At 49.2% G+C, this 20,866-nt stretch carries 16 protein-coding genes; 13 read left to right on the top strand and 3 right to left on the bottom strand.

Features of this window, described 5'->3' with window-relative positions; all coding sequences use genetic code 11:
- Positions 1-7: 7 nt before the first annotated feature.
- Positions 8-1,486 carry an internalin gene (locus MHN33_RS19890; RefSeq protein ID WP_239400656.1) on the top strand — a complete coding sequence of 493 codons (1,479 nt, stop codon included), beginning with the start codon at positions 8-10 and terminating at the stop codon, positions 1,484-1,486.
- A gap of 269 nt (positions 1,487-1,755) precedes the next feature.
- The gene (locus tag MHN33_RS19885) at positions 1,756-2,472 is read left to right on the top strand and encodes a PKD domain-containing protein (protein WP_239400654.1); all 717 of its coding nucleotides are present in this window, start codon (positions 1,756-1,758) and stop codon (positions 2,470-2,472) included.
- 108 nt (positions 2,473-2,580) lie between these two features.
- On the opposite strand, the gene MHN33_RS19880 is transcribed toward MHN33_RS19885, so the two are convergent.
- Positions 2,581-3,300: a transporter substrate-binding domain-containing protein gene (locus tag MHN33_RS19880; RefSeq protein WP_239400652.1), complete on the bottom strand. Its 720-nt coding sequence runs from the start codon at positions 3,298-3,300 to the stop codon at positions 2,581-2,583.
- A gap of 226 nt (positions 3,301-3,526) precedes the next feature.
- On the opposite strand from MHN33_RS19880, the gene MHN33_RS19875 reads away from it, so the two are divergent.
- From MHN33_RS19875 to MHN33_RS19840, 8 genes are all read left to right on the top strand, one after another.
- On the top strand, positions 3,527-4,198 hold the full coding sequence (locus tag MHN33_RS19875) for a GntR family transcriptional regulator (RefSeq protein WP_239400650.1): 672 nt from the start codon (positions 3,527-3,529) through the stop codon (positions 4,196-4,198).
- 31 nt (positions 4,199-4,229) lie between these two features.
- On the top strand, positions 4,230-5,108 hold the full coding sequence (gene prpB, locus MHN33_RS19870; RefSeq protein WP_125717407.1) for a methylisocitrate lyase: 879 nt from the start codon (positions 4,230-4,232) through the stop codon (positions 5,106-5,108).
- 89 nt (positions 5,109-5,197) lie between these two features.
- Positions 5,198-6,319, top strand: a complete 1,122-nt coding sequence (prpC, locus tag MHN33_RS19865) for a 2-methylcitrate synthase (RefSeq protein ID WP_054013548.1) — start codon at positions 5,198-5,200, stop codon at positions 6,317-6,319.
- 97 nt (positions 6,320-6,416) lie between these two features.
- On the top strand, positions 6,417-9,005 hold the full coding sequence (gene acnD / locus MHN33_RS19860; protein WP_239400648.1) for a Fe/S-dependent 2-methylisocitrate dehydratase AcnD: 2,589 nt from the start codon (positions 6,417-6,419) through the stop codon (positions 9,003-9,005).
- A gap of 92 nt (positions 9,006-9,097) precedes the next feature.
- Positions 9,098-10,276 (top strand): 2-methylaconitate cis-trans isomerase PrpF, encoded by a 1,179-nt coding sequence (gene prpF, locus MHN33_RS19855; RefSeq protein WP_239400646.1) that lies wholly within the window; start codon positions 9,098-9,100, stop codon positions 10,274-10,276.
- Between the two features lie 53 nt (positions 10,277-10,329).
- Entirely contained in the window at positions 10,330-10,935 is a 606-nt protein-coding gene (locus MHN33_RS19850; RefSeq protein WP_239400644.1) for a LysE family translocator, read from the top strand.
- Between the two features lie 7 nt (positions 10,936-10,942).
- Complete coding sequence (locus MHN33_RS19845) at positions 10,943-11,320, top strand: STAS/SEC14 domain-containing protein (RefSeq protein WP_239400642.1); 378 nt, start codon at positions 10,943-10,945, stop codon at positions 11,318-11,320.
- Between the two features lie 68 nt (positions 11,321-11,388).
- Positions 11,389-12,081 (top strand): SDR family oxidoreductase, encoded by a 693-nt coding sequence (locus MHN33_RS19840; protein WP_239400640.1) that lies wholly within the window; start codon positions 11,389-11,391, stop codon positions 12,079-12,081.
- 18 nt (positions 12,082-12,099) lie between these two features.
- Here the strand turns inward: MHN33_RS19840 and MHN33_RS19835 are convergent, their stop codons facing one another.
- Together MHN33_RS19835 and MHN33_RS19830 are read right to left on the bottom strand one after the other, a co-directional pair.
- Positions 12,100-13,434 carry an FAD-binding oxidoreductase gene (locus MHN33_RS19835; protein WP_239400638.1) on the bottom strand — a complete coding sequence of 445 codons (1,335 nt, stop codon included), beginning with the start codon at positions 13,432-13,434 and terminating at the stop codon, positions 12,100-12,102.
- Positions 13,434-13,991 carry a GNAT family N-acetyltransferase gene (locus tag MHN33_RS19830; protein ID WP_239400778.1) on the bottom strand — a complete coding sequence of 186 codons (558 nt, stop codon included), beginning with the start codon at positions 13,989-13,991 and terminating at the stop codon, positions 13,434-13,436. Before MHN33_RS19830 ends, MHN33_RS19835 begins: the two co-directional genes overlap by 1 nt.
- A gap of 284 nt (positions 13,992-14,275) precedes the next feature.
- Between MHN33_RS19830 and MHN33_RS19825 the strand changes: the two genes are divergently transcribed.
- The 3 genes from MHN33_RS19825 (at position 14,276) to MHN33_RS19815 (ending at position 20,789) form a co-directional block, all read left to right on the top strand.
- A complete protein-coding gene (locus MHN33_RS19825) occupies positions 14,276-15,715 on the top strand; it encodes a chitinase (protein ID WP_239400636.1) in 1,440 nt (479 codons plus the stop codon).
- Positions 15,716-16,256: 541 nt separating this feature from the next.
- The gene (locus tag MHN33_RS19820) at positions 16,257-16,607 is read left to right on the top strand and encodes a hypothetical protein (RefSeq protein WP_239400634.1); all 351 of its coding nucleotides are present in this window, start codon (positions 16,257-16,259) and stop codon (positions 16,605-16,607) included.
- Positions 16,608-16,838: 231 nt separating this feature from the next.
- Positions 16,839-20,789 carry an FG-GAP-like repeat-containing protein gene (locus tag MHN33_RS19815; protein ID WP_239400632.1) on the top strand — a complete coding sequence of 1,317 codons (3,951 nt, stop codon included), beginning with the start codon at positions 16,839-16,841 and terminating at the stop codon, positions 20,787-20,789.
- Positions 20,790-20,866 lie beyond the last annotated feature (77 nt).

Genomic DNA, 20,866 nt, shown 5'->3' with positions numbered 1-20,866 from the left:
AGATGATATGAATCCAATTTACTCTACATTATTGGCACTGAAGCTTGTAGTGGCCAGTGGTTATGCGCAAAGTGCAGATACCCAGGTGACCGATAGCGCCTTGACCGGCTCAGTTATTTCAGGGTTGATAAATGACCACATTGAAGTGGGTACGGCTTATGACAGCCAAAAGAAACGTTTTCTAAATGTGCAGCCAGTAAGTGGTGTTATTGATGAAAGCTTTGGTAACACTGAGCTACAGTTCAAAACGGGCATCGACATGGGTTATGACGACATGCTGAGCATTCTCAATGGCAGTGTTGATATCGATGTGAACTTTCCTGTAGTGCGAGTATCGGCTGGCGCTTCGCTTGCAAAAGAGATGGCGTCCAGCACTTATTCAAGCTCTTATACTTTCAGTGCATCCAGCACTCCGAAAAAGCGCTTGCTGTTGCCAGTGAGTCAAAATAGCGGATTTACTCTTTCACAAGTTGGCGACGAGATTGCCAGTAACCACCAGACTCAGTTGCAAACTTTGGTCGGCGATGAGTTTGTTACTGGTATTGAGTATGGCGCAAATGTACTGGTTAATTTAAAGATTGATTATGGCAGTAACAAAGATAAGTCAGATATAGGGGGCTATCTGGATGTGGATTTGTATGGTGGGGTATTCAATGTCGGCGGGCAACTAAAGTATTTGCAGAGCGACATAAAGTCGTCGGTCAAAATAACGGTAAGAGCCGTCCAACAAGGTGGTGACCCAAAACAACTATTGACCATCATACCTAACAATATCATCACTTGCTCTTTGGATAACCCAAAGCCTTGTTTTGATATGTTTTATGAGGCGGTCAAGTACGCAAAAACGGGCTTTAATAGTCAGCTGTCATCGCTGAGTGATTATAATGTTGTGCGTTACTATACGACGCGTTACGACAAATCCTCTCTGGCACTGCGCGCATTGGTGCCCGATTATCAGGTAGTCAGAAATGCAACTAAGTGGCTGATCACCGATCTTGAGGATGATTTTAAACAAGCCATAATGGATGAACAAAGAGCGGTTAATTTGCTCAACAGTTATTATGCTTACTTGCCTGAGGCACAGCGTTTGGCGGTAGAGCGCATTAAAGGACTGGCCTACGACAATGCCTGGTTTTTATTCACAGCTGCCCGGTTTTGCCGCGACAACCCATTTGGCTATGCCTGTGAAAATAAGGTGCTGGAAATGAAAAACGCCTGTGTTCAGAGAGGAAAGTCCTGCCCCGCCAGCTACGATATTACTGACTTACAATTACCCTCTAGTGACGGCCAGGATTGGAAACAATGTGAACTGGCCCGGCAAGAGGCCGTTCGCTCCGGGGTCGTCTCAGAAATTAATAGTGCACGGTTTCGCAACCTAAGGTGGGCTCCGACGTTCATTGATGCAAGTGCACCAGCTCGAGGGATCCTGAATTGGCGATTGTGCGAGGGGGCATTAAGCACTTACGGTATGACATTTCAGCAGTAGGAAAAGCACATGCCTGATTGCAGGCATGTGCTTTATAGCAAGATGACTGTCTTTAGTCATTTCAATCTGCTGGTAAACTCATGCCTAATACAAGCTGAGCATATTTTGGCATCTGAGCTGGTACTATTGGATGAATTATGTGACTCATTTGGTTTTGTTTTTTAACTATTATGTTACAATGATTGCAGTCATACGGGAGCCGTGAGTCGCAGTTTAGCAATGAGGTCTTGGCGTCGCGTATGGCTCAATATCACCATCAGGGAGTGACTATGTACAAAGTAATGACCGGTCTTTTATTTATATTAACTTGCACAGTATCTGCAAGTGACGCCCAGTACTTTTGGCGATTCGGCGATGGTTCAGTATCGCATGAAGCAGAGCCTGAGCATGAATACACACAACCCGGTATTTATACGGTGACCCGAGAAGTATATCAGGACGGAAAATTACTGGAATCTTCTCAAAAGCAAGTTGATCTTATTTCTCCAAAAATTGTAGGGCTGGTTATTTTGCAGCCAGCTGAAGTGGTACAGGGACAGAACGTCGAATTTCTGGCAAACCTGACATCCAGCGAGCCGCTTGATTTGCACTACCAGTGGTACGTTGCTGGTGAACCTATCAATATAGAGGCTGGTACTGGCAAGTTAACAACCCGGTTTGCAGAGTCTGGCGATATCGAATTGTCGGTTGATGCGATGTGGCAGCAAACCGTGGTTTCGAGTGCAAGCACGCAGTTGAAGGTCATTGAAGCTGATAGTGACAATGAAAAGCCTGACGATGGAAATGATAATCCAGACGACAATAATGACGGTGATTCACCTGATAACGGTACTGGTGATGATGGAAATGGTTCACCGGGCAATGACAAAGGTAGTGACAACAAAACACCTGATAACGGCAATGCAAAAGGAGGCGATTCGGGAGGTAGTCTGAGTTTTCTGATTTTGTGTATGGCTGGGGTTTTCATTAGTCGCAAACGTGACTGATATCCACTGGCTTAGGCTTGATGACAGCTACTCGTTTTTAAACAGGTGGCTGTCCACTCCCGATTTTGAATCTGCATTTAATTTATTGTTTTAAAATGGTTTAGTTTGTTACTCATAGAGCGCCTTACGATATAAGGGCGTATCAACCAGTTTTTGATAGGCGGTACGCAGCCTGGTGACCAGTTCCGGGGGGGTTGCTAAGCTGGCTGCCAGATAACCCCTGACGCTGAGTGCGTCAATATCCAGCAAATAGCGAAAATGATTGTCCGGTAAATTCATTGTCTGCGCCATGGCGTTAATATAACGTGGGTCGTCCACAACCAGCTCTACTTTATTGGCCGCCAGTAACCGGTAGGATTGTTGAATATCAGCGGTTTCGATAAATTCAAAGCCCAGTGAATGTAATACCTGCGCTGCTACATCCTCTCTTTGTACCGCAAGCCGGTATTGCTTGGCGTCTTCCAGCGTTTTAATTTGAATTTTTCGGGGCGATTGGTTTGTTACAAAACCGAGGTTAAAAAGCGCTACAGGGCCAATCCACTGGAACAAAGCTTCCCGCTGTGGGGTTTTCGCCATACTGTAGATTAGGGTGTTGGGCTGACTTCTGGCGCTGTTCAACGCGCGTGCCCAGGGGTACATGTAAAACTCCCCCTCAAGCGCAGCTGTATCTAAAATGGCTTTCACCAGTTCCGTGCTTACACCGGCGACCTGATCGTTGAGCCAGGTTTGATTGGGTGGGGATAACTCAGTGACGATAGTAAGCTTAGCCCAACAATGAAAACTGCTCAGGAATAGGGCTAGCATCAGGGTAACGACTGTTTTTGCCATTAAAAACATACCTGTTAGATTAATATCGATAAAAGTGTAGCAGCATCAGAGTATCTTGCCTGTTTAGGCAAAGCCTTAGCCCGGCTACACCTAAAGTAGCCATAAATTTCGTGAATACCCTCTATACCCAAAATTGTCGACAATCTGCCGAGGTTCAGGTTGACGTACACGTAAAGCAGCACTATATTGTCTACAACTTTTAACAAGACCGGAAGGCAAAGACATAATGAGCTTTATGCATGAAAGTGCCGTAACTGCTTCTGATAAAGCATTTTTCCGGCTTAGAAAAGAGATTGTTGAAGGTGATATTCCGGCTGGCTCCAAGTTGAGTGAAATGGAATTGTCGACAAAGTATGAAGTAAGCCGGGCGGTTGTTCGGGAAGCGATAAACCGCCTGGAAGCCTGTCATCTGGTTGAGCGTCGTCCGAATGTGGGGGCCAGAGTGGTCTCGCTGAGCGAAGAAGGCCTGATGGAGCTGTATCAGGTGCGTGAAGCCCTTGAAGGCATGGCTGCGCGTCTGGCGGCACAACACATGCCAGATGAAGAAGTTGCTAAACTCAACAGCCTGTTGAACGAGCAGTTCGACGAAGTCAAAGGCGGCGAATCTTATTACCAGGAAGCGGGCGATCTGGACTTTCATTACCGTATCATTGTCGGCAGTCAGAATCAGCAGCTTATTGCCATGCTAAGCAATGGTATTTATCACCTGGCGCGAATGTATCGGGTACAACTCGGCATGGCCGGGCCGCGCGTCACAACAGCCTACGACGAACACAAACACATAGTGCGTGCCATCGCAAATCGGGATGCCGAGCTGGCAGAAATGCTGATGCGCCGCCATATTCAATATTCTAAAAATAATATTGCCACCAAATTAACGAAACAGCATCAGCCATAATTGGGGAGACACACTTATGAGTACAGGGATCATCAGCGCAGGTAAAAGATTTCGCGACGCGCTAAAAGCCAATCAGCCACTACAGATAGTTGGCACGATTAACGCCTACAGTGCCATCATGGCGAAAAAAATCGGTCATCAGGCTATCTACCTGTCTGGCGGCGGTGTTGCGAATGCATCTTACGGTCTGCCTGATTTGGGCATCACCTCTTTAAACGATGTGATTGCAGACGTTCAGCGTATTACCTCTGCTTGTGACTTGCCCCTGATGGTCGACATCGACACGGGCTGGGGTGGCGCATTTAACATTGCTAAAACCATTCAGGAGATGCAAAAAGCGGGTGCCGCTGCCGTGCATATGGAAGATCAGGTTGCTCAAAAGCGCTGTGGTCACCGTCCTAACAAAGAGATTGTGTCGACAGACGAAATGGTCGACCGCATCAAAGCAGCCGTAGATGCGCGTACCGATCCAGACTTCTTCATCATGGCGCGTACCGACGCATTCGCGCAGGAAGGCCTTGAAGCGGCCATTGAGCGCGCCAAAGCCTATGTTGCAGCTGGTGCAGATGGTATTTTCGCAGAAGCTGTTCAAACCGAAGAACATTATCGTGCATTTGCCGAAGCGCTGGATGTGCCTATCCTGGCGAATATCACCGAGTTCGGTAAAACAGAGCTGTGGAACAAAAAAGAGCTGGGAGAGTGGGGCGTCGACATGGTGCTTTACCCGCTGAGTGCGTTCCGCGCAATGAACAAAGCCGCAGAAATGGTGTATCAGTCAATTTTAGAAAACGGCGATCAGAAAGCCGTCATCGACAGCATGCAAACTCGTATGGACTTGTATGATTATCTTGGCTATCACGAGTATGAGCAAAAACTCGACGCATTGTTTGCGCAAGGTAAGAACAAATAAAAAGTTTAAAGGATAAAGATAAAGCCGCGTTCTTGCGGCTTTTATCACAATGAAATTAACCAGCAGGTAAAAATTCAGGAGACAACAAAATGGCTAAAGTATTAAGCGGTGCGGGCCTTCGCGGTCAGGTTGCAGGTAAAACGGCACTTTCAACAGTGGGTAAATCAGGCTCAGGCCTGACCTATCGAGGTTACGACGTAAAAGACCTGGCTGAACACTGTCAGTTTGAGGAAGTCGCATATCTGATCCTAAAGGGTAAACTGCCTAACCAGCAGGAGCTGGACAGCTACAAGGCACTACTAAAATCTCAGCGTGGTTTGCCACAGGCATTAAAAGAAGTGCTGGAGCGCATTCCGGCCGACGCACACCCAATGGACGTACTTCGCACCGGTTGTTCTATGTTGGGTAACCTGGAAGGTGAGCACGACTTTGAACAACAGCAGGCCATCACAGATCGTATGCTGGCCTGTTTCCCAAGCATCATCTGTTACTGGTATCGCTTTAGCCATGACGGTGTGCGTGTTGATGTTGAAACAGACGACGATTCAATCGGTGCGCACTTCCTGCATATGCTGCATGGCGAAAAACCAAGCGAGTTACATGAGCGCGTTATGCACGTTTCGCTTATTCTGTATGCAGAGCATGAGTTTAATGCCTCTACCTTCACTGCACGTGTGTGTGCTTCTACCCTGTCAGACATGCATTCTTGTATCACAGGTGCCATCGGCTCGCTGCGTGGTCCTCTGCACGGTGGTGCGAACGAAGCGGCAATGGAAATGATTGAGCGTTTTGAGTCGGCCGATCACGCTGAGCAGGAAATGATGGGCATGCTGGAGCGTAAAGAAAAGATCATGGGCTTTGGTCACGCTATCTACTCTGAGTCTGATCCGCGTAACGAAATCATCAAAGGCTGGTCTGAAAAGCTAGCTGCCGATGTGGGTGATACCGTTCTTTATCCGGTTTCTGTACGGTGTGAAGCGGTTATGTGGCGCGAGAAAAAATTGTTCTGTAATGCGGACTTCTTCCACGCATCGGCTTATCACTTTATGAAGATCCCAACTAAGCTGTTCACGCCTATCTTTGTGATGTCGCGTTTGACAGGCTGGGCAGGTCACGTAATGGAGCAAAGAGCAGACAACCGTATCATCCGTCCGTCAGCGGAATATACTGGTGAGGAATTGCGTCCGGTTCCAGCTATGTCTGAGCGTTAATACCCAAACTTAACATTCGTCACTGTATGGCACAGATCACCGACAATAACCATAAAGATCTGTGCCGTTGAGCCAATGAGCAATTCTGGAAGTAGTTATGAACAGCCAATTTCGCAAAAAATTACCTGACTCTTCGCTGTGTTTTTACGACACGCGCGAAGCAGTCGAAGCCATCAAGCCCGGTGCGTATGATGGCTTGCCTTATACCTCTAAAGTCCTGGCAGAAAACCTGGTGCGCCGCGCCGAGCCTGAAAAACTCAACGATTATCTGAGTCAAATTATTGAGCGTCGTCGTGATTTGGATTTCCCCTGGTTTCCGGCACGTGTGGTCTGTCATGATATTTTGGGCCAGACAGCGCTGGTAGACCTTGCCGGTCTGCGTGATGCCATTGCTGAAAAAGGCGGCGACCCGGCCAAAGTAAACCCGGTGGTGCCAACTCAGCTGATCGTTGATCACAGCCTGGCAGTAGAGCACGCCGGTTATGAAGAAAACGCCTTTGAGAAAAACCGGGCGATTGAAGACCGCCGTAACGACGACCGCTTCCACTTTATTAACTGGACCAAAACGGCCTTTAAAAACGTTGATGTGATCCCGCCGGGCAATGGTATTTTGCACCAGATCAATCTGGAGAAAATGTCGCCGGTTATCCAGGCGCGTGATGGCGTGGCATTCCCCGATACTCTGGTTGGAACCGACAGCCATACCCCGCATGTGGATGCACTGGGCGTAATTGCCGTGGGTGTAGGGGGTCTTGAAGCCGAGAGTGTGATGCTGGGTCGTGCTTCTTATATGCGCCTGCCGGATATCGTGGGTGTAGAGCTGGTCGGCACACGTCAGCCAGGGATCACTGCCACAGACATCGTGCTGGCCATCACGGAATTTTTACGTCAGGAACGCGTGGTTTCTTCTTACCTGGAGTTCTTCGGCGAAGGCTGCGAGGGTTTGTCATTAGGTGATCGGGCAACCATTTCGAACATGACTCCTGAGTATGGCGCCACGGCTGCCATGTTCTATATTGACCAGCAAACCATTGATTATCTGCGTCTGACCGGCCGTGATGACGAGCAAATCAAGCTGGTTGAGCAATATGCCAAACACACTGGGTTGTGGGCCGATGCTATGACAGGCGCTCAGTACGAGCGTGTGCTGAAATTTGATTTATCTTCGGTTGGCCGTAACCTGGCCGGTCCGTCAAACCCACATCGCCGCGTTGCAACCGCAGACCTGGCTAAGCAAGGTATTGTGGCTGATTACGAGCAGCGTGAGGGCGAAATGCCGGATGGTGCGGTGATCATTGCAGCCATTACCAGCTGTACCAACACCAGTAACCCGCGCAACGTGGTGGCCGCTGGTTTGCTGGCACGCAATGCCAACAAACTGGGTCTGAGCCGCAAGCCGTGGGTAAAAACCTCATTTGCGCCGGGCTCTAAAGCCGTGCGATCTTACATGGAAGAAGCGCAGTTATTACCAGAGCTTGAGCAACTGGGTTTTGGTATCGTGGCGTTTGCCTGTACCACCTGTAACGGCATGAGTGGAGCACTGGATCCAAAAATTCAGCAAGAAGTGATCGACCGCGACCTCTATGCCACAGCCGTCCTATCGGGCAACCGCAACTTTGACGGTCGTATCCACCCTTATGCCAAGCAGGCTTTCCTGGCATCACCGCCTCTGGTTGTGGCATATGCGATTGCCGGATCAGTGCGTTTTGATATCGAAAATGGCGTGCTGGGCCATGACCAGAATGGCAACCCGGTTACGTTAAAAGACATCTGGCCAAGCGATGAAGAGATTGATGCAGTAATCGCACAGAGCGTGAAACCGGAGCAATTCCGTGCCGTTTACGAACCTATGTTCGACCTGAGCGTTGACTATGGTGAAGACAACGATCCGCTCTATCAGTGGCGTGAGATGAGTACCTATATTCGCCGTCCGCCATACTGGGAAGGCGCGTTAGCAGGTGAGCGCACCATGAAAGGTATGCGACCATTGGCGATTCTGGGTGACAACATCACCACAGATCACTTGTCGCCTTCAAATGCGATTCTTGCCTCCAGTGCCGCTGGTGAATATCTGGCAAAAATGGGCTTGCCCGAAGAAGACTTTAACTCGTATGCAACCCACCGTGGCGACCACTTAACGGCGCAACGTGCTACCTTTGCTAACCCCAAACTCCTTAATGAAATGGTGTTGGAAAACGGTGAAGTGAAGCAGGGTTCACTGGCGCGTCTTGAGCCCGAAGGCAAAGTCACTCGTATGTGGGAAGCCATCGAAACCTACATGGAACGCAAACAACCGCTGATCATCGTAGCCGGTGCCGATTATGGTCAGGGCTCGTCGCGCGACTGGGCAGCCAAAGGCGTGCGTTTAGCCGGTGTAGAAGTGATTGTGGCTGAAGGCTTTGAGCGTATTCACCGTACCAATCTGATTGGCATGGGTGTGTTACCGCTGGAGTTCCAAAATGGTACAACGCGTAAAACACTGGAGCTCGATGGTACTGAAATCTACGACGTCGAAGGCACACGTACACCAGGCGCTACGCTTAATCTGATCATCCACCGCAGCAATGGTGTACAGCTTGAAGTGCCTGTGCTGTGTCGTCTGGACACAGAAGAAGAAGTGTCGATTTACGAAGCCGGTGGCGTGCTACAGCGCTTTGCCAAAGACTTTCTGGAAGCAAACGCTTAACCACTGTATTCTTGCTCCGCACTAACTGTGGAGCTTGTCTGAGCAGAGTGCATCCGCAAAGGGTGTTCACTCTGCTACTTAGGATGAAAACTATGACTTTCAAACCTCAACTACGTGTGCCGGCGACCTATATGCGCGGTGGCACCTCCAAAGGTGTGTTTTTTAATCTCAGTGATTTGCCCGAGGCGGCACAAGTGCCGGGTGAAGCGCGCGACAGACTGCTGCTACGCGTAATTGGCAGCCCGGACCCTTATGCCAAGCAAACCGATGGCATGGGTGGTGCAACCTCCAGTACCAGCAAAACCGTGATCCTGTCGAAAAGTGATAAAGCGGACCATGATGTCGACTATTTATTTGGCCAGGTCGCGATAGACAAACCTTTTATCGACTGGAGTGGCAACTGTGGCAATCTGACCGCCGCGGTGGGTGCTTTTGCTATTAGCAACGGCCTGGTAGATGCCAGCAGAATACCCGAAAACGGCATTGCCGTAGTACGGATCTGGCAGGCAAACATTGAAAAAACCATTATCGCTCATGTGCCTATGGCAAATGGCGAAGTGCAGGAAAGTGGCGATTTTGAGCTTGATGGCGTGACTTTTCCAGCCGCCGAAGTGGTGGTGGAATTTATAGACCCGGCCGACGGCGATGCAGATATGTTCCCAAGTGGCAACCTGATCGACCAACTGGAAGTGCCGGAGATTGGCACGTTTGATGTGACTATGATCAATGCCGGGATCCCAACCTTGTTTTTCCGCGCCGAGGACTTAGGTTACACCGGTGTGGAGCTGCAAGAAGCGATCAATGGTGACGACGCGGCGTTGACCCGATTTGAGCAGATCCGCGCTTACGGTGCCGTAAAAATGGGCCTGATTGACCACATTGACGAAGCCAGGGTACGTCAGCACACCCCTAAAATTGCCTTTGTATGCGGTGCTAAGGCGTATACCGCATCCAGTGGCAAAGCCATTTCACAGCAGGACATTGACCTGTCTGTTCGGGCCCTGTCTATGGGTAAGCTGCACCATGCCATGATGGGCACGGCCGCAGTGGCGATTGCCACGGCAGCTGCTATCCCCGGTACATTGGTGAACCTGGCGGCAGGCGGTGGTGAGCGCAACAGCGTTACTTTTGGCCATCCTTCGGGCACTTTGAAAGTGGGCGCAGAAGCCGAACTGGCAAATGGCCGCTGGCTGGCAAAAAAAGCGGTGATGAGCCGCAGCGCCCGGGTGGTGATGGAGGGACATGTCAGAGTCCCACAAGAACAAATTTAGTGATGAAAATTGGCCCGGTTAATCCGGGCCTTGTTTTTTAAGGAAAGAAAAAGATGTACGAAGCGTTATTTTCCATTGCTCTGACCACAGCATTGTTACTTGGCTCGCCAGGTCCTGCCCCCTTAGCGTTGGCCGCTGTTGGTGCCAGCTCAGGTGTGCGACAGGGAGTTCCTTTTTTATCTGGTATTTTGCTCGGATTACTGGTGGCAATCGTGGCTGCGGCGACGGGCCTGGGTGCATTACTCTTAAGCTACCCCAGCCTGAGTACCGTATGCCAGATTGTTGCCATCGCCTATTTGTTTTATGTCGCCTATAAAATTGCAACCAATCGCAGTGGACTATCTCATGCAGAAGGTAGTGAGGTTGGGTTTCGGGATGGCTTTATTTTGAACCTGCTTAACCCAAAAGCTTATGCAGCTTGTATTGCCATATTTGCTAACAACAGCGTGCCTGATGTTAGTCCCCTGATTGGCGCTGTGTTGGCAGCGATCACCTGCTTTATAATAGCCATTCTGGTGGATAGCCTTTGGCTGATTTTCGGTGGTGTATTGCATCGTTTCATTAAAACACCCGAACAGTTGCGCAATTTACGTTTATTTTTTGCCTTTTTGTTAACCTCTCTGCTAATTTGGATCAGTACCACGCAAATCCTTCACTGAGGATGTCATGGAGCGTTTTCATTCCATTTCTGTCGATACTGAGCGTCTGAATGATGGCTTGTTAATGCGCTTTACAGCACTTGGCAAGGTAAGCCATGCAGACTATATGGCCATTAAGGCGGTGATCGACAGTGCATTAAGAGTGGCTACCGGGCAAAAAATAAGGCTGCTGGTCGACGTCACTGAATTTGAGGGCTGGGAGCTGCATGCAGCCTGGGACGATGTAGCACTGGCACTGCGCCACAGCCATGACTTTTATAAGATAGCGGTATTAGGCAACAGCCGTTGGCAAAAGCTTGCGGCTATGGTGGGCAATTGGTTTGTTGAAGGAGAGTCTCGTTACTTTGAAGAGAAAACTCAAGCCTTGTCATGGCTGATAAAGTAACTGCCCCGGACGTGAGTGAAACGTATATAATGAACGATGAGGCGTTAGTTAAAGGCTAAAGTAAATTTATGAATACTCTATTTATCACAGGTGCAAATCGTGGCATTGGGCTTGCGCTCGTTAAACTGTATCTTGAGCAAGGCTGGAGAGTATTGGCAAGCTGCAGAGCACCGCAATCTGCCGATGCGTTGTGGCAGCTGGAGCAGCAGTTTAGCCATTTGCAGATAGTCGCGCTGGATATCACTAACTATGCGCAAATGACAAAACTCGCCGTATCGCTTATTGATGTGCCCATTGATTTGGTGATAAACAATGCCGGTGTGTATGGCCCGAAAGGTTACGCGTTTGGCGACTGTGATGTAGAGCAGTGGAAGCGCGTCATGGAAGTCAATGTGATTGCACCATTAAAATTGGCGGAGGCATTCACCCCGCAACTAAGACTGGGCAAGTTAAAGACCTTTGCTGTGCTATCTTCTAAAGTCGGCAGTATGACCAATAACACCAAAGGGGGCGGATACATCTATCGCAGCTCAAAAGCGGCGTTAAATTCGGTGATCAAGAGCCTTTCCAATGATCTGTTACCGGAGGGAATAAAAACCGTGGCACTGCATCCGGGCTGGGTTAAAACCGATATGGGTGGGCCCAATGCATTGATCTCTGCCGAAGAATCTGCACAAGGCCTGAAGCAAGTGCTGGATGAACTGCATGAAGCGCAAAGCGGCGGGTTCTATGATTACCAGGGACTGGCTATTCCCTGGTAACAGCACTAAGTCACTTGTTTAGGAGAACTTGTCCTGAATTTGAGCCAGATGATAGTAACCCAGCTGACCAAAACGACGAAGTTGTGCAAAGGGGATTATCGGTAAAGGCCGCTGGTAAAGGGGTAAATCAGGCACCGTATCGTTCATGGCAAGTTGGGCCAGCCGGTAGGCCGCCTGGGCGCTAAATGACACGCCTGAACCACAGTAACCCAAAATATACCCAACATTCTCTTCAAAAAAGACATGCGGCATATCATCCAGTGCTGCTGCAATGTAACCGTGCCAGTAATAATCGTGTGCTATGCCTGTCAGGCACGGAAAACATTCGGCAAGAGCCGCTTTGAGATGAACAAGATACTTGGTTTTATGCTGATCTTTGGCAAATACAGCGCCTCTGCCTCCAAATAACAGGCGATTATCAGGCAGTAATCGGTAGTAATACTTTAGCCTGCGGGTATCCATCACGACCTGATGTGTTTTCAGGCCTGTTTGTGTCAGTTCATCATCGCTGAGCGGGCGTGTAACGAAAATGCTGCTGAGGATAGGCAAGTAACGGTTGTCGATCAGTGGGTGGCTATGTTTATTGTTATAAGCATTACCGGTATAAAGCAGCTTATCTGCACTGATTTCCTGATCGTTTACACTCAGCTGGTGGCGCTGACCGTGTTTAACCTGGCTGGCCAGGCTCTGTTCAAACAAGGTAACGCCTGCTTTAATGGCCATGTCACGGTAACCGAGCAGCAGCTTGAGCGGGTGCAAACCAAAGCCATTTTCGTAGCGCATGGCACCATGGGCGTGGTGATTCAGCATAAACTGCGCGTCAAGTTCTGCCTTGCTGAGCAATTGACTGCTTTCACCGCCAAAATTATCTGAGATAAACTGCGCAGCACTTTGCAAGTTGGCATAAGCCTGAGCGTTGTGTGCTATCTTCAGGTAACCCGGTGCCTGTGCATCACAGTTGATGTGATGTTCATCAATGAGTGCTCTGACCCGGTTAACGCCACCCTGAAATTCATTATAAACGCCCTGGCTAACCTCCAGCCCCCAACGTTTTGCATAATCGCCATAACCAAGTCTTCCTGAGCCCGGCAAAGCAAAGCCGGCGTTGCGGGCACTGGCACCAAAACCCACCTGATTGGCTTCAAGTACACACACCTTTTGCTGATAGTTTTGAGCGAGATAGTAAGCACTCAGTAACCCTGTAAAACCACCACCAATAATGGCGACGTCAAAGTGCTCTGATGTTTGTGGTGCGCTCAGGGGGGCAGGTAAAGGCTGTGTGGCAGCCCAGTAACTGGGGGCAAACGGCTGGCCCTGACAATGGGGAGCGTGGAGTGGATCAAAAGCGTGCATCAGAACTCCAGTACCATTTCAGCTGCCTGACAATGACATTCTGTGTCGCAAAGCGTACACCGATACCCCTCATACAAGGTGAGATCTAACCAGCGATCGTCGTGCACTTTGATGAGTTTACCCCCCGCTTTGGTGAAGTATTTTACGGCACCATTGCCCGGGCTTTGCTGCCAAAGGTGCGATACACCTGCTTTTGCGCCTTGTTGTTTCAAGACCGCGACAGACGCTTTGAGTAACCTGGGTCCAATACTCTGTCCCTGTGCATCTGGGTGGACAGCAATACATTTAAAGTACGCCATATGCTGCTCATCCACTGGCCACAATGCCGGGGAGCACCACTTATCTACAGGCCATTGACCGGCACTGTAAGACGTTCTGAACCCGACTACCTGATTAGACTCATCAATGGCGACAAACGAGGCGTTTAATCCATGCTGAGTGCCTAGTTTATGCATCATTTTAATGCCGTCCAGATCCAGATAGTTCTCGCCATGCACCAGGTTGCCAAGCTCTATCACTGCCGGGTAATGAGATGTGTCGAGAGGGATAATTGAGATCATATGCTACTGCCAATAGTCATTTACGTACCGACTATTTTGCAGCATTTCTCAATTGAAAACAAAGCTGTTCAAAAAAGCTGTACAAAATAGGTACGAAATTAGTACGTTTTATACTCTTGTGTTGTTGACAGCGATGTCATCTTGGTAATAATTGTGACAGCAGTGTGTCTGATGAGGTTGTTGCAATGATCTCTGAAAACAGGCTGTGCAGCATAATGATAATAATTGAAATCCGGGTGCCCGCAGAGCACTCAAACACAACAACATGTAAAGGATGTCCTATGAAGAAACTTAATTTTGTCAGTCTGGCCGTGATGGGGTGCCTCAGTGTTCCTGCACTGGCGCTGAATGTACAACCTGACCCGAATAATTCAGGCGCATATTTACTCGATCGAGCAGGTCTTCAGGCGGCTGAGTCGACGCTGACGGCCAACCCAATGTATGCAGTCTGGGCAAAGGCATTACAAACTCGCAGTAATACCCTTGTTGATGCGATTGTCCCCGGCGCAGCCAGTAATCCGGGTAATGTCAAACGCGTAGAGCGCGTATTTGGTCAAAGTGAATGGGATTTTTTAACTCAAATGGCGGCACCTGAGTATACCTATACACGCTTTTTACGCGCCATTGGTAAGTTCCCTGCTTTTTGTGGTGACTATACAGATGGTCGTAACGCGGATGCCATTTGTAAGAAGTCTATCATTACGGCATTTGCGCACTTTGCCCAGGAAACCGGTGGCCACATTGCGAAAGACAATGTGTCGGATAACCCACTGAGATTGGAAGAGTGGCAGCAAGCGCTGGTCCATGTACGTGAAATGGGCTGGTCAGAAGGACAACCTGGCTATACCACAGGCTGTGGCCAGAATGACTGGCAAAACCGTCGCTGGCCGTGTGCTGACGGGCAAGGGTATTTCGGTCGTGGTGCCAAACAGCTGTCTTACCACTTTAACTATGGCATGTTCTCCGAAGCCATGTTTGACGGTGACGCAACCGTGCTGTTAAACAATCCAGCTCTGGTGGCCGATTCCTGGCTCAATCTGGCTTCTGCAATCTGGTTTTTTCTGACGCCACAGGCACCAAAGCCGGCGATGTTACATGTGATCGACCGTACCTGGGTGCCGTCTCAGACTGAGCTGAATGCGGGTATTGGGTATGGTTTTGGCACCACAATCAACGTCATTAATGGTGGTATTGAGTGTGGGGAGCATAACAAGAATAAAGGCCAGCCTGTTAATCGTATTCGCTACTGGGAAGGTTTGTCTCACTATTACAACATTCCAGTGGAAAGTGATGAGGAAGACACCTGCTGGCAGCAAACGCCATTTGGTAGTTTGAATCTGGATGGTGCCGGCGAAGTGTTATACACAAACTGGGAGGCAAACTGGGAGTACTATGCTGACCGCCCGGGTGGATTCTCGTTTGAATGTAAGCTGGTTGGCTATCAGACCGCTTATTCTGCGCTTGTGGAAGGGGATTACGAGAAATGTGTCACCAACTTCTATGGGTCACACACAGGGTGGCCGGTAGTTACAGTCGTAGACAATCTGCCACCACCAGATGACAAACCTCCCGTTGACAATGTTGCAGCGTGGGAGGCAAATAAGGTTTACCTGAAAGGCGACAAAGCCAGCTTTAACGGCAAAGTGTATGTGGCTAAGTGGTGGACTCGCGGCGATGAGCCAAACGGTACAGGACCCTGGGAGCTGGCTCCGGCTTCTTAATGCTGTAGTGCAAAAACAGTGCACTTAGCCAAGCTTATTGCCAGGATCACGAAAACGATAGGTGCTCCTGGCATACACTTTTAAACTTAGGATAAAAGGTAAGCTTCTTCTAAATGTTGCCTGCGCCCTCAATTCAAGAGGGACAGATTATCTGAATTGAAGGTTATCCGTGGTTAGGCTAAGGGCATATTGGGAAAGCAAAATACGATATTTGATGATGTGGGCAATGGCTAAGTTGTCGGTAGCTTAACAATTGTCAGTTCATTAAAGCGATTGCCGGGTAGGACAAACATGACTGAGATATATCGCGTACCTAAAAATTCTAAATAAACTACAACTCCCGGACCCAGTCGTTCCGATCGGCATTTTAACTTGATGAGGCGCGATAATATGGGGTTCCTATCTGAATGAACTAATTAGCTTTCTATTATCATTAGCAATGCTTGTATGTACTTGGTAATCATAGTGTTAAATTAAAATTTATTTTATGTTCCTTTTTAGGTATTATTGTACCGATAACTCTCAATAGGACATTCTAATAGTGAAATTCTCTACACTTGCACTCTCTGCTTTTCTCATCATTTTCGCGGGCCAGGCGGCAGCAAGCTGCAATAAATACAGCTGCGAAGGGGTATCAAACGTTGTATTTTCTTCCGTGGTTGCCAACACTGCGCAGGTAAAAGTGAAGTTCCCTCAGGGTACCAATGCCACTTTGGCATGTAACCTTGACCAGGATGAAGCCGCAGCGTTGAATAAAACCAGCGAAAACTATCGTAATATGCAATCTATGCTGTTGACTGCGGTTGCAGCTAACCTGCCCGTTAAGCTTACCTTTAATCAGGCCTCAGCCAGCTGCCAAATCGACGAAGTTGAAGTGAAGGTGGTTGAATAACACCACAGGCCAGATGTCGATACGGCTACATCAATCTGCCCAATTCAGAACACGCATTCGGTTACCCGGATTCTGTGAGAAACACTTTGTCAGTCACTTCATGACACCTGTAACGATTCAGGCGAGAAAACGCGCGTCCTGATTGTGTCAGTGACAGACCTGTTTCTTCAAATTGAATGTGTGCCAGTGCAGACAGGTATCAACGCGAGATAAAAATCAAAGTGAGCAAACATGTTTAAGTACAAAGGAACCCTGGCTTTGATGCTGGGGGCTTTTAGTGTATCGGGACAGGCCAGCCCGGTCACCCCCAGCAGTGATGTCTGGGGAGACAGTAACGGTTATCTTTATTATCAGCAACCTGTGAAACAGGTGACCACGGCGGATGACGCACCGGTCAGTATTCGTGTACACAACGCCATGCCCTATGTGCGTGTGGTAGAAGCAGCGAATGGCTACAGACTGGAATATCTGTCAAAAAAGGACTTTACGGCACTGCGTGGCGAACTGGATGTCATCGGTAAGCGTCTGCGCAGCGACTTTGACGGAGATGGTCAGCCCGATATCCTGATGCAGTCCGACCTTGGACATGAATTGCTCATATCAAATGGTCAGGTACGCCCTTACCGTATTGGCATCGACCTGCGTGACATCGGAGCGCAGATGCAGGTACGCGATGTGAACTATGATTTTCGCAGCGACTTTGTTAACCCCTCTGCCGAGCTGGTGCATTATGCCCAGGCTACGGGCCTGAGTTCGGCCATTAATACCAATGATTATGTGGGCTCACTGCCGGCTGAGAGTAATGTTTCACCCAGCGGTGAGTTTACCTACTCCGTTCCCATCACAACGGGCGAATCAACGGGCGGACTGAAGCCGTCGGTGTCGCTCAGCTATGCGTCTAATCCTAATAATGGTCATGTGGGTGTGGGGTTTGCGATTGGCGGACTCAGTGCCATTACCCGCTGTGAGCAGAATATGGAGACCGACGGCAAGGCCGGTGCGGTCAACTTTGATACTAACGACCGCTTCTGTCTGGATGGACAGCGCCTGATTGTGAAATCCGGTCAGGCGTATGGTGCCAACAACACGGAATACCGCACCCGTCAGAACAGCGGTCAGAAAATCATTGCTCACACCTCGAACACCAGCACAGGCCCGTATGCCTTCACGGTGACGGATGTGCAGGGCAATAAATATACCTATGGTAAGTACAGCAGCACCTCGGATGCTTTGATTAACGCAAAACAAGGCAAGGCATTTACCTGGGCACTGAAGCGTGTTCAGGATGCCTCGGGCAACTACTACACTTATCATTATACCAAGGTTAGTGGTAGCCTTGAGTATTACCCGACGGCAGTCAAGTACTCAGGGCATGGCACGGGTGGTACCCGCAATGAAATTCGCTTTATCTGGGAAAACCGTCTGGATAAACATAAGGTGTCTTACCTTAAAGGCAACAAAATAGGTCTGACCAAACGGCTGAAGCAAGTTGAGTCATACTATTCTGGGAACCTGCTGCGTAAATATAAGCTGACATACAGCTATATCGGCACCGGAGTTACGCAAAGTGCGCTGCAAAAAGTGCAGGCCTGTTCGTCGGACAACAGCTGCTTATCGCCGACAGAGTTTAACTGGAACGCACGCGGTAGCATTCGTCTGGGGTCAGACATTGGTCGTGATTACTCCAGAAACAGCCGCTATAAAGCGCACCAGTTTATGGACTTCAATGGTGATGGCCTGACCGACATCGCGTTTGTACGCAATGACCGCGGCAGCTCGTCAGATCATTTATACATGATCCCGAATACAGGCAATGGCTTTGGTGATGAACGTCGTTTCAACGACATTGCCACGAAAACTTTCCGTAAAACCTGGAAAGTCATTGACTATGATAAGGATGGCAAAGATGACATCCTGTATATGAAGGGTAACAGCCAGTACTGGCAACTGATGCGTCATACGTCAGCAATGAATTTCAGGTTTTCAGAGCTGAACAGGATCAGTAAGCCGAGCTCGGATGATAACACGCGCTTTTTAGATATCGATGCGGATGGCTATCCTGAGCTGCTGCACTTAGTGGGTAACAAGCTGTCTTACCAAAAAGGAACTAAAAATGGCCTGGCCAGTGGTACAGCAAAAGCGTTGAAGTTCAACTTGTCGGCACCAAATGGCTCAACGGCGACTATGTTGTCTTACGACAAAGAAGACAACACCTTCCAGGCGATGGATTTTAATGGCGATGGTCGTGCCGACTTTCTGGCACAAGTACGTGTGAGCACCTACACCAGCGGTGGTGGTGGTGGTGGCGGTGGCGACGGCGGTGGTGGCGGTGGCGGTGGCGACGGCGGGGGCGGCGACTGTGACATTGAAGGCATGTGCGAAGACCCGGTTGGGATAGAGCCAATAGAGTCTTTTTCAGCCAGCACACAACATTTAGTCTCTAGCACGGCTAATCTGGGCGATAAATTCGGTGGCCAGGTAGAGCGCCTCGATGGTGGTTCAACCTCACTCAACAGTGAATCAGCACCTATTACGCCGGTGAATCTTAGCCAGCTGAATTCGGTCAATATGGTAGGCGGACCGGCCGCCACCGCAGCACTCCAGGCGGAGCAGGCACAGCTACTGAGCCAGGCATCAGGTCTAATCACTACACAGGGTTATTCATATGTAACTTACTGGAAAGTCCTTGTCTCAAAGGGCAGCGACACCTTTGAAGAACTTTACTCTCTGGGGAGTACTGGTGCATACAAAGACATTCAGGCGGTAGAGCTGAATGGCGATGGTCTGGCAGATATTCTGTATCGAACCAATAGTAATGACTGGTATGCGCGGATCAATACCGGCACGGGGCTTGGCAGCGGGATCAAGTTGTTTAACTATGACAAGCCAAGCCTGAAGGTTTTTGATATCAATGGTGACGGGATCCCAGAAGTATACCGGGAAAATCACGGAGACCATTTTTATTTTTATAACGGCACGAACTTTACCCACCGAAAAATGACTTCGAATGGGTCTAATTATGACTTTACGACCTACATGGACGTCACAGGTGATGGTGCCGCTGACAAATTGGTATTTCAGGGGCGCATGGGTTTGTATCAAAACTCGGATGCGCCAACCAACCTGATCACGTCAGTACGAAACGGGTTTGGTGCCTATACTACAGTGTCGTATTCGACGCTGAACAACCGCAACATTTATACGCCGCATAATGATGCACGCACCAAGAGCTGGGGCAATGGTCGTGTAACGGACATGAAATCAGGCGCACGCGTAGTCAGTACTTTTACAGCAAAAGGCGAAACCATTAAGTACAAGTACCACGGTGCCAAGGCGCAGGTGGGCCGTGGCATGCTGGGCTTCCGTCAGATTGAAATGGAAGCGGTGAATGGCGGGACTAAAGTTATCACAACTTATCGTCAGGATGGCGATTATCGGGGCAGTCCGGAGCGGGTTCAGACGTATGTGCGTTATGGCAGTGATACGTCCACTGGCGGTGATTCAGGAGGTGGTGCAGGTGGTGGCTCCGGCGGAGGGTCGGGTGGCGGCGGTCCTGTTGACCCATGCGAAGAATTTCCGGAAACCTGTAACTGCTCCTGGCAGCCCGGTGAGCTTTGTGAGGCACCAAAATTTGCACCTATTGATACTCTGACAGCAACAGCCGAGATCTTTAGTGCAGCAGAGGGCATTTCTGCTGAAGGAATACAAGCATCGCCTGTACAGCTAAGCAGTACGCAGTTTGCAACGCTGTCAACCGCGTCGGTGAATACCAGTATCTGGCGTTTGAAATCAGATATGACGTCAACTTTTGGTCGTAAGCAGGAAACGCGCTTTGTTACTGGCAACAGCACCAAACCTTATCTGGTCTACCCGTCCAGAACGGTTACTAAAACCTATAATACGGATGTTAGCAGCCAGACGTTGATTGCGACCAAAACTAAAGACGTAACGGTGGACAGCTACGGTAACCCATTAACGCAAAGCAGTAAGGTTGATTCTAACAATGGCTATGCAAAGACAGACACAACGAACACCTATAGTTACAGTTATTATGGCGGTCGGGTTACCAAAACGGTCGAGACCAAGCGATACCTAAACCGTCTAAATGGCACAAGCAAAGGGAATTATCAGAACATATATGGACGCTCCAGCGATGTCAAGCCGAGAAGGCCTGCGAGATAGCGCATTTTCGTTATCTCGTTCGTTATTTTACCCGCTTTGCCATGCCTGATGTTTGGTCCAGTCCGCTATAAATGTGT

It is taken from the genome of Pseudoalteromonas sp. OOF1S-7 (assembly GCF_022347765.1).
In the GTDB taxonomy this organism is placed as follows: Bacteria; Pseudomonadota; Gammaproteobacteria; order Enterobacterales; family Alteromonadaceae; genus Pseudoalteromonas.
The sequence above is the reverse complement of the archived record's forward strand: the minus strand, read 5'-3'. Positions and strand labels throughout refer to the sequence as shown.